Below are 15,184 nucleotides of genomic sequence, written 5' to 3' on the forward strand. Positions count from 1 at the left end.
AACAGCAGCGCCGGCCGCGCCCAGCGCCGCACCGGCCATCGCACCTGCGCCGAGCTGCGGGCCGCCGGACACCAGCCCGGTTGCAATGCCCGGCCCGAAGATGCCCAAGGCCAGCAGCGTCAGCGAGGCCAGCATCACGACCACGGAGTGGTCGATGGATGGTTCGGCGGGCTGTACCTGAAACTCGGCGAACAGGCCCGAGCCGATGCCCACGATCACCGCCAGCACCAGCACCTTGATGCCGGACGACACCACGTTGCCCAGCACCTTCTCGGCGAGAAATGCGGTCTTGTTCCAGAGCGCGAACGGCACCAGCACGAAGCCGGCAAGCGTGGTCAGCTTGAACTCGATCAGCGTGATGAAAAGCTGGATCGCCAGCACGAAGAAGCACAGCAGGACGATCAGCCAAGCGAGGAACATCACGACGATGGGCGTGATGTTCACGAAGACTTCGGGGAAGCCCGCCATGTCGCCGATCTGTTTCAGGATCGGCGCACCGGCGTCGATGCCGACCTTCGCCAGCCGGCCCGGTTGCAGGAAGTTCTCCATGCTCAGGGTCGAGCCGCTGGCCGTCAGGCCCAGCCCGGCGAAGGAGCGGAACACGATGCCAGCCAACCAGTTGAAGTTGCCGATGATGTAGGCGAAGGCGCCGACGTACAGCACCTTGCGGATCAGCTTGGCGATCACGTCCTCGCCCTGGCCGGTGGCATGGCTCATCGCCCAGAACAGCCCGGCGAGCGTCATGTCGATGACGATCAGCGTGGCGGTCAGAAACGCCACTTCGCCGTGCAACAGGCCAAAGCCCGAGTCGATGTAGCGCGAGAAGGTGTCGAGGAAGCGGTCGATGACCGTCACGTCGTTCATGGCGAGTCCTCCTGCCCAGGCAGAGCGATTGCCGCGCTGCCATCGGCGGGTTCATCGAAGCTGGGCGGGATCGGCGGCAGGTCGGCCAGCGTCTGGTACTCATTCGGCCCGGCCTGGCCGGAGAGAAAGCGCCGCAGGTCGGCCTGTGCCACCTGCGCGCAAAACGCGCCGTCGTGCGCGCCCGCGCGGCACTGCGCGCGCAGCGCGTGCAACCGGGCCGGGTCGGCGGCGAGCGCATTCACCGACACTTGCTGCGGCCGGTCACAGCCGGCCAGCACCAGCGCATGAATGGCGAAAGCAAACACGACGGGCGTGCGTTGCATGGCAGCCTCCGTCAGCGGTTGTAGAAATTGACGGGCTGCGGCGTGTACGGCGTGCCTTCGCCCAGGAAGCGGCGCGTCACTTCGCGCCCGCGCTCCGTGGCCGCCGCCTGCCGCGCCAGTTCCAGCGAGGCCGCGCGGTCTTGCGTGATCTGGAGCCGCTGCGTCTGGATCGACTGCTTGGCCTGCAAGGCCAGCAACTGGTTCATAGCCTGCATCGCTTGCAGCGCGCCCTCGGCCGACTGGCTCTTGCCCACGAGGTCGGCCAGCACGCTTTCGTCGTCGCTCAGGTTCTGCGACGCCTGGGCCTGCATCTGCATGGTCGTTTGCAGGCCGTTGAGCGTGTTCTTCCAACGCTCCTGCGCATCGAGGTACATCTGATTGCCGCTCACCGTGGCGGCGTACTTCTCGGGATACAGGCGCACGAATTCGCGGTCGATGCTTGTCACTTCGTAGGCCAAGCCCTTGGCCTGCGCGATCAGTCGCTGGGTGGTCGCCAGGTTCGCGCGCAACTGGCCGACCACGCTGGACGGCAGGCTGGCCAGGTTGCGCGCCTGGTTAATGAGCATCTGCGCTTCGTGCTGGAGTTGCTGGATCTGGTTATTGATCTGCTCCAGCGTGCGAACGGCGGTGAGCGTGTTCTGCACCAGATTGGTCGGGTCGAGCACGATGTCGCCGACGCCGAACAAGGCGTGGGCGGGTTGCGCGATGCCGAATGCGAGCACGCAGGCGGCGGTCAACGCGGCGAGCTTGGGGGTATGCAATTTCATAGTTGGTTCTCCTGGGGGTGGTCAGCGGTACGGAGGGAACCCGGCGCGTAGCCGGGGAACGAGGGCAGCAGGTCGGCCGCCCAATCGAGGCCGCGATGGCGCAGCCAGGCGCCCGCGAAGCCGGGCACGCCGGCGTCCTGCGGCACGCGGCCAAGAACCTCATCAATGGCGCGCTGGTCTTGCGGCGTGGAAGCACCCGCGAAGGCCAGCGTCGCCGGCCCCAGGTCGAGGTCGAACACGCGGTTGCCGAGGCGGGATTGGTAGTAGTAGTCGCGCTTGGGCTGCGCGGTGGCGACGATCTCGATCTGCCGGCTGTTGAGGCCGAAGCCCTCGTAGATCGCGCGAATCTGCGGTTCGGTCGCTTGCGGGTTCGGCAAGAAAATCCGGCTCGCGCAGCTTTCGATGATGGCCGGCGCGATGGCCGAATCCTTCACGTCCGCGAGCGACTGCGTGGCGAAGATGACACTGACGTTCTTCTTGCGCAGCGTCTTGAGCCACTGGCGGATGCGCGCCGCAAACACCGGGTCATCGAGGAACAGCCAGGCTTCATCGAGGATCAGCAGCGTGGGCGCACCATCCAGCCGCTCCTCGAAGCGCGCGAACAGGTAGCGCAGCACCGCGAGCACAGCAGCCTTGCTGTGCATCAGCTCCTCCATCTCGAACGCCTGCACGTCGGATGTGCCGAGGCGGTCGTGGTCGGCATCCAGCAGCCTGCCGTGCGCGCCGCCCAGGACGTAGGGCGCGAGTGCCTGGCGCAAGGTGTTCGATTGCAGCAAGGCCGTCAGGCCCGTGAGCGTGCGCTGCTCCACCGGCGCGCTGGCCAGGCTCCCCAGCGCAGACCAGATGGCCGCCTTCTCGTCCGGGCCGACGGCCGCGCCTTCGTGCAGCAGGCGGCCTTCCACCCATTCGCTGGCCCAGGTGCGGTAGCCCTCTCGGTCGATGCGCGCCAGCGGCTGGAAGGCGATCTCGTCGTCCGCGCCCAGGTCGTAGTGCTCGCCGCCCATGCCCAGGATGGCCGCGCGGATCGAGCGCCCCATGTCGAAGGCGAAGATGCGCGAGCCGCGATAGCGGCGGAACTGCATCGCCATCGTCGCCAGCAGCACCGACTTGCCCATGCCGATGGGGCCAACCACCAGCGTGTTGCCCACGTCGCCGATGTGCGTCACCAGCCGGAACGGCGTGGCGCCGTCTGTGCGCGTGACGATCAGCGGCGGCCCATCGAGATGCGCATTGCGTTCCTGGCCGGCCCATACCGCCGACACCGGCATCATGTGCGCCAGGTTCAGCGTCGAGACGATGGGCTGGCGGACATTGGCGTATGCGTTGCCCGGAATGGACGACAGCCACGCATCCACGGCGTTGAGCGTTTCGGGGATGGTGACGAAGCCGCGCCCCTGGATGACGCGCTCCACCATGCGCAGCTTCTCGTCGGCAACGGCGGCGTCCGCGTCCATGACGGTGACGGTCGCCGTCAGGTAGCCGAAGGCGACCTGATCGCTGCCCAGCTCCTGCAAGGCAGCATCGGCGTCGGCGGCCTTGTTGTTGGCGTCGGTATCGACCAGCGGGCTTTCCTGCTGGAAGATCGTCTCGCGCAGCAACGCGATGACGTTCTTCCTTTTCGCAAACCACTGGCGGCGCAGTCGGGCGAGTTCTTTTTCCGCCTCGGCTTTGTCGAGGCACAGAAAGCGCGTACTCCAGCGATACGCGAAGCCCAGGCGGTTGAGGTCGTCCAGAATCCCCGGCCAGGTCGAGGTCGGGAAACCGCGCACCGACACCACGCGCAGGTGCTGGTCGCCCAGCATCGGCGCCAGGCCACCGACCAGCGCGGAATCGGTCAGCAGCGCGTCGATGTGGAACGGCACTTCGGGAACGCCGACGCGGTAGCGGCGCGTCGAGACGGTCGAATGCAGGTAGGTCAACGTCTGGCTGTCATCAAGCCAGGCGATCTCCGGCATCACGCCATCGAGCAGGTCGAAGATGCGATCCGTTTCAGCGACGAAGGCGTGCAGCCGCTCGCGCCAATCCACGCCTTCGGTGGGCCGGTTTTCGTACAGCAGGCCCGCGGCCCGAGCACGGGATTCCTCGGACGGCAGGTAGGCCAGCGTCAGGTGATAGCCGCTCTCGAAGTGGTTGCCCGAATCCTCGAAGGCGGCGCGGCGTTCTTCATCGACCAGCCAGGACAGCGGTTCGGGGAAATCGGAGTGCGGGTAGTCGGCGGCAGACCGGCGCTCGGCTTCGATGAACAGCGCCCAGCCCGAACCCAGGCGGCGCAGCGCGTTGTTCAAGCGCGCCGATGTGGCGATCAGCTCGCCTTGCGTCGCGCTGTCGAGGTCGGGGCCACGAAAGCGCGCCGTGCGCTGGAAGCTGCCGTCCTTGTTCAAGACGACGCCCGGTGCCACCAGTCCGGCCCAGGGCAGCCAGTCGGCGAGCAAGGCCGGTCGCTGGCGGTATTCGGCGAGGTTCAGCATCGCGGCGTCCTCCCCTACACGTCCAGCAGCGGGCGGTGCTTGATGTGCCGCGCGAACACGGCCATGAACTGCGGATCGACGCGCGCGCCCCGCATCGCCAGCGAATGGCCGACGATCCAGAGCACGACACCGGGAATCCACAGTTGCAGGCCCAGCCCGACAGCGGCGGCCAAGGTGCCGTTGGCGATCGCCACGGTGCGCGGTGCGCCGCCCAGCAGGATCGGCTCGGTGAGCGAGCGATGCAGCGGCACCTCGAACCCGGCCGCGAAGGTGTCCGGGGCACTCATACGACGGCCCCGCCCGAGAAGCTGAAGAACGACAGGAAGAACGAGGACGCGGCGAAGGCGATGCTCAAGCCGAACACGATCTGGATCAGCTTGCGAAAGCCGCCCGACGTGTCGCCGAACGCGAGCGCGAGGCCCGTGGCGATGATGATGATGACCGCGACGATGCGCGCCACCGGCCCCTGGATGGATTCAAGGATGGATTGCAGCGGGCCTTCCCACGGCATCGAGGAACCGGCGGCCTGTGCAGTGCCCGCAAGCAGCAGCATGAAGGCAGCGAGCATCAAGCCTTGCATGGCCGGGCGGGCCAGGCCATCCAGCCGCGCGGGACTGGAGCGGCGGGAAAGCGGATTTACAGAAATACGGAAAGCATCAACGTGCGTCATGGCAGTTCTCCAGAAAGGTCGAGGGATGGGGAAGTCGCCGCAGCGGGTGCGGCATCGGGAAGTGGCGGCAGCTCGGGAAACGGCGCGTCCATCGCATCCGCCAGTCGGTAACCCACGCCGTCGAAGCCGACGACGCGGGCGATGCTCTCGATGCGGCGCTTGCGTCCGCGCCCGGCGATGTGGATCACCACGTTGACCGCCTCGGCGATCAGCGCGCGGGGCGGGTTCACCGCCACTTCGAGAATCAGTTGCTCCAGGCGCAGCAGCGCGCCGAGGGCGGAGCCGGCGTGGATCGTGGCAATGCCACCCGGATGGCCCGTGCCCCACACCTTGATGAGATCCAGCGCCTCGGCGCCGCGCACCTCGCCCACGACCACGCGGTCAGGCCGCAGGCGCATGGACGAGCGCACAAGCTCGGTCATCGACACCACGCCTGCGCGGGTGCGCAGCGGAACGTGGTCGCGGGCCGCGCATTGCAGTTCCACCGTGTCTTCGAGCACCAGCACGCGGTCGCCCGTGGCGGCGATCTCGGCCAGCAGCGCATTGGCGAGCGTGGTCTTGCCGCTGCTGGTGGCGCCGGCGATCAGGACGTTCTGCCGCTCGCGCACGGCACGAACGAGAAAGCCCGCCTGCGCGCTGGTCATCATCCCGTCGATGACGTACCGCTCCAGCGGAATCACACCGATGGCGCGCTTCCGCAGCGCGAAGGCCGGCCCTGGCGCGGCGGGCGGCAAGATACCCTCGAAGCGTTCGCCGGTTTCGGGCAGTTCGGCGGACAGTAGCGGCTGGCCGCGATGGACTTCTGCGCCAACGTGGGCGGCGACAAGGCGGATGATTCGCTCGCCGTCCGCCTCGGACAGCTCCACGCCCATCGGTGCGCGGCCCGATGAAAGCCGATCCACCCAAAGGGTGCGATCAGGATTGAGCATGACTTCCACCACGTCCGGGTCTTCGAGCGCGGCAGCGATCAGCGGCCCCATCGCCGTGCGCAGCATCTGAATGCGGCGGTCGAGCGAGGTGGCGAAGGACGAAGGTGCGACGCTCATGAGGCGCGCTCTTGCGCTTCGGCAACTGCCGCCGCGTCATCCATCCGCGCCGGGTCGGGGTGCAGTTCCTCCACCACATCGCGCACCAGGCTTCGACCGCGCAGCAGGTGGCGACCCAACTGTTCAACGAACTGCTCGAAGCGCGCTTTGCCCTGTGCGCGTGCCGCGTCTTGGTGCGCCTCGGGAACTGGCGTGCTGACCGTGAGGTAATAGCGGATGAACAGCGCCAGCGTTTCGATGGCGATGTTCTGGTCGCGCTCCATGCGCTCGGCCTGGCGCGAGAGGCGATCAAGCCGCTTGGCAATCGCTGCCTCGCGCTGGTCGGCAGCATCGGGCGACAGCCACGATGCGAGCGCCGCCGCGACGATGCTGGATTTCGATACGCCTTTCTTGGCGGCCAGCTCGTCCAGACGCTTGGCATGCTCCGGCTGGATGAACAGGTTGAGGCGGTAGTGGCTCATAGCTCGATTCCGTCGTTGGGGTCGAGGGAAGCCAGCCGGGCCGTGCGCTGCATGGCCGGGTCAAGCTGGCGAGGAAGGGGAAGCGGCAGGTCGTCATCGTCATCGAGCAACCCGAGGTCGGCTGCGGACGCGGCCAGCTCGGGGTCGTAGGCGACGGCTTCGGAAAGTTCGGGCTGACGGCGCGGTCCGCCGTCGTCGGCCGAACCCAAGTGCTCCAGGCCATCAGTAGGTGCAGTGGCCGGTGCGGCAGGCACGGCGGGAATCGCCAGCCCGCTCCAGTCGTCGGCTCGCGAGGGCGGAACGTCGGCATAGCGTCCGGCCGCAAGCACGGGCGGCGGCAGCACGCGCCGCTTGAAATTGGTGTCCGCGTAATAGCGCAGCTTTTTGGCCTTGATCGGCGCCACGCTGGACACCATCACCACGGCTTCATCCGGCGGTAACTGCATCACTTCGCCCGGCGTCAGCAGTGGGCGCGCGGTCTCCTGGCGCGACACCATCAGGTGGCCCAGCCACGGCGCGAGCCGGTGGCCTGCGTAGTTGCGCTGTGCGCGCAGCTCGGTTGCAGTGCCCAGCGTTTCGGAGATCCGCTTGGCCGTGCGTTCGTCGTTGGTGGCGAACGTCACGCGGACATGGCAGTTGTCCAGAATCGAATGGTTCTGCCCATACGCCTTGTCGATCTGATTGAGCGACTGCGCGATGAGAAAGCTGCGAATGCCATAGCCCGCCATGAAGGCCAGTGCCGTCTCGAAGAAGTCGAGCCGCCCGAGCGCCGGGAACTCGTCAAGCATCAGCAGCAGCTTGTGGCGGCGCTCGATGCCGTCGGAGCCATCGAGCGATTCCGTCAGCCGTCGCCCGATCTGATTGAGGATCAGGCGGATCAGCGGCTTCGTCCGCGAAATATCTGAAGGCGGCACCACAAGGTACAGCGATACCGGATGCTCGGCCGCGATCAGGTCGGCAATGCGCCAATCGCAACGCGACGTGACTTCGGCCACCGTAGGGTCGCGGTACAGGCCGAGGAACGACATGGCCGTGCTCAACACGCCGGAACGCTCGTTGTCCGACTTGTTGAGCACTTCGCGCGCCGCCGATGCGACGACCGGATGCGGGCCATAGCCGAGATGCGGCGTGGTCATCATCCGGTGCAGCGTCAGCTCGAATGGGCAAGCCGGATCGGAGAGGAAGTTGGCGACGCCGCGCAGCGTCTTGTCCTCGCCCGCATAGAGCACGTGCAGGATGGCGCCGACCAGCAGAGCATGGCTGGTCTTCTCCCAATGGTTGCGCCGCTCCAGCGCGCCTTCGGGATCGACCAGGATGTCCGCGATGTTCTGCACGTCGCGCACCTCATGGGCGCCGCGACGCACCTCCAGCAGCGGGTTGTAGGCCGCTGACTTCGCATCGGTCGGGTTGAACAGCAGGCAATGCGAGAAGCGCGAGCGCCAGCCTGCGGTGATCTGCCAGTTCTCGCCTTTGATGTCATGGATGACGGCGGACGCGGGCCAGCTCAACAAGGTGGGCACCACCAGGCCCACGCCTTTGCCCGAGCGGGTTGGTGCGAAGGTCAGGACGTGTTCCGGACCTTCGTGGCGCAGGTACTGGCGTTCGTGCTGGCCGAGGAACACGCCGTCCGGCTGCGTGAGACCGGCCTCGCGAATGTCATCCGCGTTCGCCCAGCGCGCCGAGCCGTAGGTCGTGACCAGGCGCGATTGCCGCGAGCGCCAGATCGACATGCCGATGGCCACCAGCACGGCCACCAGGCCGCTGCCACCCGCAATGGCGCCGCCGATGTCAAAGACGCTGGGCGCGTAGGCATCGAAGAAGAACCACCACTCGAACAGCCGCCACGGGTGATAGACCGGCGTACCGAAGAAGTCGAACCAGGGCGAGCCAAGGCGTAGCTGATAGCCCAGGGCGGCGGCTGTCCATTGTGTGGCTGCCCACACGCCGGCGATCACGATGCCGAATACCACGGCGATCTGACCGAACAGCACGTTCGTCCCTTGCATGATCCCGCCTCCAATCACGGCACAACAACGTGCCGCGTGCATCAGGATCAAGGCGTGTGCATAGGTCGGTCAAAGACCGTTATGGCGGGGATTTAGGCCGAAAAAGCCTGATTTCTTGCAGGAGCGAAGGCAATAAAAACGCCGCAGACGGGAGCGCGTTGCGGCGTAGTGAGGTGTCAGCGAGAACTTTGTCGCTGCGAAGCGACTACAACAGAGCTATTTGGACTTCTGCTCAGGTCGGTCACCGAAGAAACGCCGATTGGCGGCTTCGGCAGCACGGCGGCAAAGTTCATCACCGACTTTTGTGCGATCTTCCTTGCATTGCCGTTGAATCTCCTTGATGCGCTCGGGATGCGCCGCGAGGAAATCCACGGTTTCCGAAGGTTGAGACGAGCCACATGCGGTCAGTGCGACGGTCAGCATCAGTAGCATCACTCTGTTCATGATTCCAGTCCTTTCGTCGGATGGTTCAGGCATCGTCGGCAGCGTCGATACCGTCTGCCGAATCAATGAAGGCCACACGCTCGATGAACCGAGCCAGCATCTCGGACGGCTCCGCATCGCGGCGTAGCAGATAGGTCGTAAGCATGTATGGCTTGCCTGCCAAGCGGCGGGCCACGACACCCGGCTCGCGGCTGGAGGCGATATGCGCCTCGCCCGCTAGGCCCAAAGCCAGGCCAGCGGAAACCAGCGTCATCATCACGTCGAAGGTTGCCACGCGCTGCGCAATCAGCGGCTCCTGATCGAGCTTGCGCAGAAAACGATCGATCTGCCGCGCGTGGCCTTCGCAGACCGCCGGGTCGCCCAGTGCCAACGGATAGCGCAGCACTTCTTTCAGCGGAACCTGTTTGAAGGCGAGCACGGGATGGCGGGCTGGCACCGCTACCATCAGTTCATCTTCCCAAGCAGGTGTGACCAAGATACCATCGCCTCCATCCTCTGCCATCGAAAAACCTACGTCATACAGATCTTCATGCAAACCCTTGATCTGCAGCCCGAGCGGCACCTCAAACAGACGCATCTCAACTTCAGGGTCCTCTTCACGGCATCGCGCCAGCAAAGTTGACAATCGTGTGGGTGTTACACCATCAGACAAGGCAATGCGTAACTGGCCTAAAAATCCGTTGGTGGCAGACTTGACGCCATCACGGGCCTGATCCAATGCGGTAAAAATGCGCGGGACATGCTCCAAAAGCTGTCGCCCGGCACGGGTTAGTTGAGTGCTTCGGGTAGTACGAATGAATAAACGAGCACCAAGTTCCTCTTCTAATTCTTTGATAGTGCGTGAAAGTGGAGATTGGTCGATATGTAGTCGTTCAGCGGCGCGAGCGAAATGAAGTTCCTCCGCAACGATGAGAAAGCAGCGAAGATGTCGAAGCTCCATTGTGCTCACTCCACTTTAATTCGTCTAATTTCATTTGCGCGGCTAATTAATCAGCCTTTGCCAGAGTGCTGACAGCCAAACCCCCCCGGTCAGCAAAGTGGCTAACAGCACGGCAGCGCTTCCCATGTCCTTTGCACGCTTTGATAGCTCATGCCATTGAGGGCCAATACGATCAATCGCCGATTCCACAGCAGTATTGAGTAGCTCCACAATCATCAAAATAAGGATACTTCCTGAGAGAAGAGCGACTTCGACCCATCCCTGCCCCAACCAGAAGGCCAATGGGACCAACACAAAGGAAAATACTGACTCAAGTCTAAAGGCCGGCTCATTCCATCCAGCGCGCAATCCCTGAATTGAGTAATGGGACGCATGCCAAATTCTCAATATTCCTCGGCGAGATTTTTGTTTATTTTCGAATGCGGACATGGAATCAGCTGCGATTGTGTGTTTTTTATCTTTCATGAGAACAACTCTTATATATTCTTATCATCACAGCCAAAGAAAAAATCGAAATTCCTATCGTACTCACTTGTTTTAACCTGCATTAGCCCCAAGACAGACGAAAACAATGCGTCGTGATCCGCATAAGAGCGGGCTCGCTCACTCAAACAGCCAATATTCAGCCCGCGACTTTGCGTAAACGTTGAAGAGAACCACATAACCAAAGGAACACGAGTCTGCTCTTGTGGAGCAATCGCATAAGGCATGCCGTGCAGAAAAAGACCCTTCTCGCCCAGGGATTCGCCGTGATCCGAGACGAATATCATAGCTGTGTCGTAGTCGGAAAGCCCCTGCAATTGTTTGATGGCTCGGCTTAGGAAATGATCTGTGTAGAGAATAGCGTTGTCGTAGCTATTCACGATCTGTTCGCGGGTGCATTTCCCCATTTCCGGTGTGTCGCATGTTGGGATGAATTTGCGATACGCTGCTGGGTATCGTTGAAAGTAGCTGGGGCCATGATTTCCAATCTGGTGCAAAAAAATCACACGATCACCGGGAATTTTGCGAGCCTGAGCTGGTAAGTCTTCAAGCAAAATCTCATCGAAACACCGACCATCAACGCATAAAGAGGGACTTTGTGCGTTCCCTAGACGTTGATTTTCGAGACCATCGCACACCCCTTTGCAACCTGACTGGTTATCCCTCCATAAGGTGGTAATACCAGCACGCTCCAGAACATGCAGTAAGGATTGGTGTGAACGAATCTTGTCCTCATCGTAGTTTCGGCGACCAAAGGACGAGAACATGCAAGGCACAGAAACCTCGGTGTTAGTTCCACAGGAGTGCATGTCGGAGAAATTGATCACACCTATCTGAGCCAATTGAGGCGTTGTTTCGCGTGCATAGCCGTTCAATCCCCAGTTTTGGGCGCGAGCCGTCTCGCCTACGACAAAGACTAATAAACGTGGCCGACTGCCTTCGGGCCTGACTGTTGCAACGGCATCAGCTCCAATGGTTTTCTTTTCGGCGGACTGCGTGATAGAGGAACCTTTTAGTGCCTTCGGTAAGCCCACCAGATAGTTTCCCGGTGTAATCAAGTATCGAACTTCGCGATGATTTCTCATCAGTGCGGACATGTCCTGAAATGACAGCATGACACCGACCGAAATCATCAGTGCCGAAAACAGCATTAATCCCATACGCCACACGGTTGCTTTCAGCCAAGTACGCCCGACCAATCGGATTCGCCAAAGCAAAATAATCGGCACTACTGCCAGTTGGCTTAGTGGAGCAATCAATGCAGGCGTCAGTAGCTCGCGACTTTCCTTGAAGTCTGTGGCTAGAACATTGCGCAACATGCTCGAATCGAGGTAGATATGAAAGCTGCGCATGTAGTGTGTTGCGAGGGCAGAGGCAACAAACAGCACCGCAAGTAAAACCCTGGCATTCCAGCGCCATACAACCAAACTCAACAGCAGACTGTGAATTCCCACCAGAAACAGCAGTACGGATGTGCCCATGCGTAGACTGGACTGGACGCCTAAGGCGCTACTCCAAAATAGACCATTGCAGGCCAGTGCAAAGAAAATACTGGTCATCAAGATCAGCCACTCGACGCTGCATTGTGGTCGCCAATGGCTTAGGTTCTTGAGGTTTGCAGTTCTGAATCGCGGCACCAGACCGAGAGCCTGTTTGAAAGTTCTCATGCTTGGAACCCCGATGAATGGACATCGCCTGAGCCACCAACAAACCAGCGTTGCCAGACCATGAAAAGACCCAAGGCAACGACCCAACAAATCAGGAGTGTCCACAAGTCATGAGAAAGGAAATGGGCTCCGCGCACCTGCTGGGTCCATCCAAAGATGGCACCTATCATCAAACCTGCGGCCAAGGCCATCCAACGCCAGGCAGGACGAACCATCAAGGTAAAGAAATAGAGGCTGACCCATGCATATCCGGCACTTGCATGCCCTGCGGGAAAGCACACACCGCGCGGCATACCGGGCGGGCGTGTTTCAAACAGGCCCACAAACACTCGCGCTCCGCCATAGCGCACCAAGTTCCAGGGGCAATCCATGTTAGTGAACGATTTCAGCGCCGAAACCGTCAGTGCCGCGATCACGTACGCACAAAAAAGATACAGTAGCGGCCAGCGTAGGTGTGCTGTGCAATTGTTGCTACGTTTTTTTCTCCAAGCCCAGATGCACGTTGCTGCAACCACAATTGCCAGCAAGGTGGAAAGATTCTTCCCACCCCGATGCAGCAGGTTGTTGGTTAGCCAGGCATCCCGCAAAGCCCATCGGCTGCCCTGCAAGCGATAGAGATGATCGGCGACCCAGAAGTCCCCACCGCCATCCATCAATAGACTGCTGATGATCAGCGCCGCACCCGCTGGTAGCGCTAAATGAGTGATTAAGAATCGAGGTGCGAATAGTGCGTTGGATAGTGGGGCGTTGCCCAGTAGTCGGAATTCATTGGGGGGCATCGGCATGTGCCTCCTTCGAATGCCACAGCGCATGCGCATCGATACGCACCAGTGCCGATGCTTGCAGCGCATCGACGCGAACCTGTGCCTCGGCTAGTCGTGTCTGGCGCAGGTTGCGCAGCGTCAAAAGGTATTCGGCCAAGGGGGCCTCTCCTAATTCCCAAGCCCGCCGCGTGCGGTTGCTGGCCGTGGTCTGCGCGGCCAGCGCCTGCGCGAATGACTGCCACTGTGTGCGCTTACTGTCAACAGCCTGCACGGCGACCCACGCACTTTGCTCCACCGCGCGCCGCACGCCGAGCGCCTCGGCCTCTGCGGCCGCCGCGTTGGCGCTTTCCGTGGCGGCCATTGCACTGCGATAGTCCGTGCCAAATGGCACCGTCAAGACAACGCCAATGACACGTTCCGCCCCGCCGCGTTCAGACATCATGCGTACCCCGACGGTGGGGTCGGGCGTGCGGTTGGCGCGAGCGCGCTCGGCCACCTTGGCAAGGCGAGCCGCCTCTCCATCGGCAATGCCGATTTCGACGCTTTGTCGCACAATTCGCGCCAGCCACTCCTGTACCCCGCCCGGCAAAGGGTCGGGATCTGGCAGCGTGGATGGCCGCGCGGGAATCTCAATGCCGGGGAACTCGATCATCATCGTTTGTCGTGCTGCCCGTTCTGCGTCGAGCGCAGCGCTAACCTGGGCTGCAAGCATCGCGCGTTCGGCTTGCAGAACGTCGCTGTCCCGCTGCGCTGCATCGCCCAGGGTCACGCGGCGGGCCATTGCTTCCTGCTCACGTATAAGCAACTTTTCCTGAGCTTGCATCTCGTCGGCTACGACGAAACTGCGCAGCCATCCGGCCCAGACTTCCAGCAGTCGCCTTGCCATCTGGTGCTCGGCATCTTCAAGGCGCATACCGGCCACGCCGCGGGTGCGGCTGCCGATCTCCCGATCCAGACGCGCCTTGTTTGGCAAGCGAACAGCACGGCTGAGCTGGATTTCCCATTCGTTGTAGCGACGCGCTTCGTTGGTCACGTTGCGACGTTGTAGGCCGCTACTGAGTTCAAACTCGTGGCTACCGGCTTCAAGGGCGCTTTGCGTGGCAGCAGCCGCGTCCAAGCGAGCGGCTGCGGCATTCACGACCGGCTGGGTTTTCATCGCCGCTTCGACTTGCACCTGCGGAGGCAGCCAGGAGAGATCATCGGCGCGCGCTTGCGCGGGATGAAATGTCAAAACCGCGATAGCCACCATGACGGCACCAGCCGGTAGTACCAGGCTGCATCCTTTGTTTTTACTCGTCATACCAGTCTTCCACTTGCCAACACCGACTCCACCCACCAGCGGACATCGCTAGACGCGATGCGCTGGCGCAGATGCGCCAGGACCTGTTCCAGTTGTTCGTATTCGATCAACACCCAGATGACGCGCCGATCCACACGGCCGCGAACCTTCTCGCGAATGGACGCGCGCGCGAAGTCGCCGGTATGCCCTTCGGCGTGCAACAGGGTGAACCCTGGCAGCACCGGGTCGGCCATCAGGGCATCGGTGACGGCGTCTTCGAGCGTGGGTGGAAACACCAGATTCAGGCGCACCAGTTGCGCTTCTTTCAATCCGTTCATGCGTGGACTCCTTGTTGTGAGGAGATGGCCTGGCCGAATCGCCGGTACAGCACCGGCAGCAGGACCAGGGTCAGCGCAGTGGAACTGACCAGTCCGCCAATCACCACGATGGCGAGTGGGCGCTGGATCTCAGAGCCAGGGCCACTGGCCAGCAGCAGGGGCACTAGGCCAAAGGCGGTGATGGAAGCCGTCATCAGCACGGGGCGCAACCGTCGCAGCGAACCTTCGCGCACCACCTGTTCCATGGGCAGGCCTAGCGCGTGCAGGTGGTTGAAGTGCGTCATCAGCACCAATCCGTTGAGCACGGCGATGCCCAGCAGCGCGATGAAGCCGACCGAAGCAGGCACCGACAGGTACTGCCCCGACAGCCACAGCGCCGCCACGCCGCCGACCATGGCAAACGGCACGTTGCCGAGGATGAGCGCGGCCTGCCGCACCGAGCCGAAGGTCATGAACAGCACGAAGAAAATCAGCCCCAGGGCTACCGGCACCACCATGCCTAGGCGGGCCGCTGCACGTTGCTGGTTCTCAAACTGCCCGCCCCATTCGACGCGGTAGCCGGGTGGTAGCGGCACGTCGCGCGCCACGGCTTCGCGCGCTTCATCTACGAAGCCGACCAGATCGCGCCCGCTCACGCTGGACTGGATCAGCGCGAAGCGCGAGC

The 15,184-nt window shown here is 62.5% G+C and carries 17 protein-coding genes; all 17 read right to left on the reverse strand.

The annotated features are described in order from the left end of the window. Nucleotides 1–864: P-type conjugative transfer protein TrbL (gene trbL, locus H928_RS0120310; RefSeq protein ID WP_021028149.1), on the reverse strand; the 864-nt coding region annotated here is incomplete at its 3' end. Continuing rightward, nucleotides 861–1,187, reverse strand: a complete 327-nt coding sequence (locus H928_RS0120315; protein ID WP_003056123.1) for a hypothetical protein — start codon at nt 1,185–1,187, stop codon at nt 861–863. The genes trbL and H928_RS0120315, both read right to left, overlap by 4 nt. An 11-nt stretch (nt 1,188–1,198) precedes the next feature. Further along, entirely contained in the window at nt 1,199–1,954 is a 756-nt protein-coding gene (gene trbJ / locus H928_RS0120320; protein ID WP_003056124.1) for a P-type conjugative transfer protein TrbJ, read from the reverse strand. After that, nucleotides 1,951–4,422, reverse strand: a complete 2,472-nt coding sequence (trbE, locus tag H928_RS0120325; protein WP_003056125.1) for a conjugal transfer protein TrbE — start codon at nt 4,420–4,422, stop codon at nt 1,951–1,953. The genes trbJ and trbE overlap by 4 nt, the downstream gene beginning before the upstream one ends. Nucleotides 4,423–4,436: 14 nt before the next feature. Next, on the reverse strand, nt 4,437–4,709 hold the full coding sequence (locus H928_RS0120330) for a VirB3 family type IV secretion system protein (protein ID WP_003056130.1): 273 nt from the start codon (nt 4,707–4,709) through the stop codon (nt 4,437–4,439). Further along, nucleotides 4,706–5,092, reverse strand: coding sequence for a TrbC/VirB2 family protein (locus tag H928_RS0120335; RefSeq protein ID WP_003056137.1), 387 nt, complete (start codon nt 5,090–5,092; stop codon nt 4,706–4,708). The genes H928_RS0120330 and H928_RS0120335 overlap by 4 nt, the downstream gene beginning before the upstream one ends. After that, nucleotides 5,089–6,138, reverse strand: coding sequence for a P-type conjugative transfer ATPase TrbB (gene trbB / locus H928_RS0120340; RefSeq protein ID WP_003056138.1), 1,050 nt, complete (start codon nt 6,136–6,138; stop codon nt 5,089–5,091). Before trbB ends, H928_RS0120335 begins: the two co-directional genes overlap by 4 nt. After that, entirely contained in the window at nt 6,135–6,599 is a 465-nt protein-coding gene (locus H928_RS0120345) for a ribbon-helix-helix protein, CopG family (protein ID WP_003056139.1), read from the reverse strand. The genes trbB and H928_RS0120345 overlap by 4 nt, the downstream gene beginning before the upstream one ends. Beyond that, nucleotides 6,596–8,605 (reverse strand): conjugal transfer protein TraG, encoded by a 2,010-nt coding sequence (locus H928_RS0120350; protein ID WP_003056140.1) that lies wholly within the window; start codon nt 8,603–8,605, stop codon nt 6,596–6,598. Before H928_RS0120350 ends, H928_RS0120345 begins: the two co-directional genes overlap by 4 nt. Before the next feature lie 216 nt (nt 8,606–8,821). Beyond that, a complete protein-coding gene (locus H928_RS31095; protein WP_003056142.1) occupies nt 8,822–9,049 on the reverse strand; it encodes an EexN family lipoprotein in 228 nt (75 codons plus the stop codon). A 25-nt stretch (nt 9,050–9,074) separates the two neighbouring features. Beyond that, complete coding sequence (locus H928_RS0120355; RefSeq protein WP_012204568.1) at nt 9,075–9,989, reverse strand: LysR family transcriptional regulator; 915 nt, start codon at nt 9,987–9,989, stop codon at nt 9,075–9,077. 42 nt (nt 9,990–10,031) lie between these two features. Further along, nucleotides 10,032–10,454 (reverse strand): diacylglycerol kinase, encoded by a 423-nt coding sequence (locus tag H928_RS31100; RefSeq protein WP_012204569.1) that lies wholly within the window; start codon nt 10,452–10,454, stop codon nt 10,032–10,034. Between the two features lie 11 nt (nt 10,455–10,465). Continuing rightward, a complete protein-coding gene (locus H928_RS28990; RefSeq protein WP_012204570.1) occupies nt 10,466–12,139 on the reverse strand; it encodes a phosphoethanolamine transferase in 1,674 nt (557 codons plus the stop codon). Next, nucleotides 12,136–12,924 (reverse strand): phosphatase PAP2 family protein, encoded by a 789-nt coding sequence (locus H928_RS31105; RefSeq protein ID WP_061872682.1) that lies wholly within the window; start codon nt 12,922–12,924, stop codon nt 12,136–12,138. The genes H928_RS28990 and H928_RS31105 overlap by 4 nt, the downstream gene beginning before the upstream one ends. Then, nucleotides 12,905–14,203, reverse strand: coding sequence for a TolC family protein (locus H928_RS0120370; protein ID WP_239645032.1), 1,299 nt, complete (start codon nt 14,201–14,203; stop codon nt 12,905–12,907). Before H928_RS0120370 ends, H928_RS31105 begins: the two co-directional genes overlap by 20 nt. Continuing rightward, complete coding sequence (locus H928_RS0120375; RefSeq protein ID WP_003056157.1) at nt 14,200–14,520, reverse strand: DUF3240 family protein; 321 nt, start codon at nt 14,518–14,520, stop codon at nt 14,200–14,202. Before H928_RS0120375 ends, H928_RS0120370 begins: the two co-directional genes overlap by 4 nt. After that, nucleotides 14,517–15,184: efflux RND transporter permease subunit (locus H928_RS33695; protein WP_239645033.1), on the reverse strand; the 668-nt coding region annotated here is incomplete at its 5' end. The genes H928_RS0120375 and H928_RS33695, both read right to left, overlap by 4 nt.

Source organism: Comamonas sp. B-9 (assembly GCF_000410635.1).
Taxonomy (GTDB): domain Bacteria; phylum Pseudomonadota; class Gammaproteobacteria; order Burkholderiales; family Burkholderiaceae_C; genus Comamonas.

Excerpts from the sequence above, each read along its gene's own strand:
- H928_RS0120315 (WP_003056123.1), bottom strand. The coding sequence starts at position 1,187 with ATGCAACGCACGCCCGTCGTGTTTGCTTTCGCCATTCATGCGCTGGTG.
- trbJ (WP_003056124.1), bottom strand. The coding sequence starts at position 1,954 with ATGAAATTGCATACCCCCAAGCTCGCCGCGTTGACCGCCGCCTGCGTG.
- trbE (WP_003056125.1), bottom strand. The coding sequence starts at position 4,422 with ATGCTGAACCTCGCCGAATACCGCCAGCGACCGGCCTTGCTCGCCGAC.
- H928_RS0120330 (WP_003056130.1), bottom strand. The coding sequence starts at position 4,709 with ATGAGTGCCCCGGACACCTTCGCGGCCGGGTTCGAGGTGCCGCTGCAT.
- H928_RS0120335 (WP_003056137.1), bottom strand. The coding sequence starts at position 5,092 with ATGACGCACGTTGATGCTTTCCGTATTTCTGTAAATCCGCTTTCCCGC.
- trbB (WP_003056138.1), bottom strand. The coding sequence starts at position 6,138 with ATGAGCGTCGCACCTTCGTCCTTCGCCACCTCGCTCGACCGCCGCATT.
- H928_RS0120345 (WP_003056139.1), bottom strand. The coding sequence starts at position 6,599 with ATGAGCCACTACCGCCTCAACCTGTTCATCCAGCCGGAGCATGCCAAG.
- H928_RS0120350 (WP_003056140.1), bottom strand. The coding sequence starts at position 8,605 with ATGCAAGGGACGAACGTGCTGTTCGGTCAGATCGCCGTGGTATTCGGC.
- H928_RS31095 (WP_003056142.1), bottom strand. The coding sequence starts at position 9,049 with ATGAACAGAGTGATGCTACTGATGCTGACCGTCGCACTGACCGCATGT.
- H928_RS0120355 (WP_012204568.1), bottom strand. The coding sequence starts at position 9,989 with ATGGAGCTTCGACATCTTCGCTGCTTTCTCATCGTTGCGGAGGAACTT.
- H928_RS31100 (WP_012204569.1), bottom strand. The coding sequence starts at position 10,454 with ATGAAAGATAAAAAACACACAATCGCAGCTGATTCCATGTCCGCATTC.
- H928_RS28990 (WP_012204570.1), bottom strand. The coding sequence starts at position 12,139 with ATGAGAACTTTCAAACAGGCTCTCGGTCTGGTGCCGCGATTCAGAACT.
- H928_RS31105 (WP_061872682.1), bottom strand. The coding sequence starts at position 12,924 with ATGCCGATGCCCCCCAATGAATTCCGACTACTGGGCAACGCCCCACTA.
- H928_RS0120370 (WP_239645032.1), bottom strand. The coding sequence starts at position 14,203 with ATGACGAGTAAAAACAAAGGATGCAGCCTGGTACTACCGGCTGGTGCC.
- H928_RS0120375 (WP_003056157.1), bottom strand. The coding sequence starts at position 14,520 with ATGAACGGATTGAAAGAAGCGCAACTGGTGCGCCTGAATCTGGTGTTT.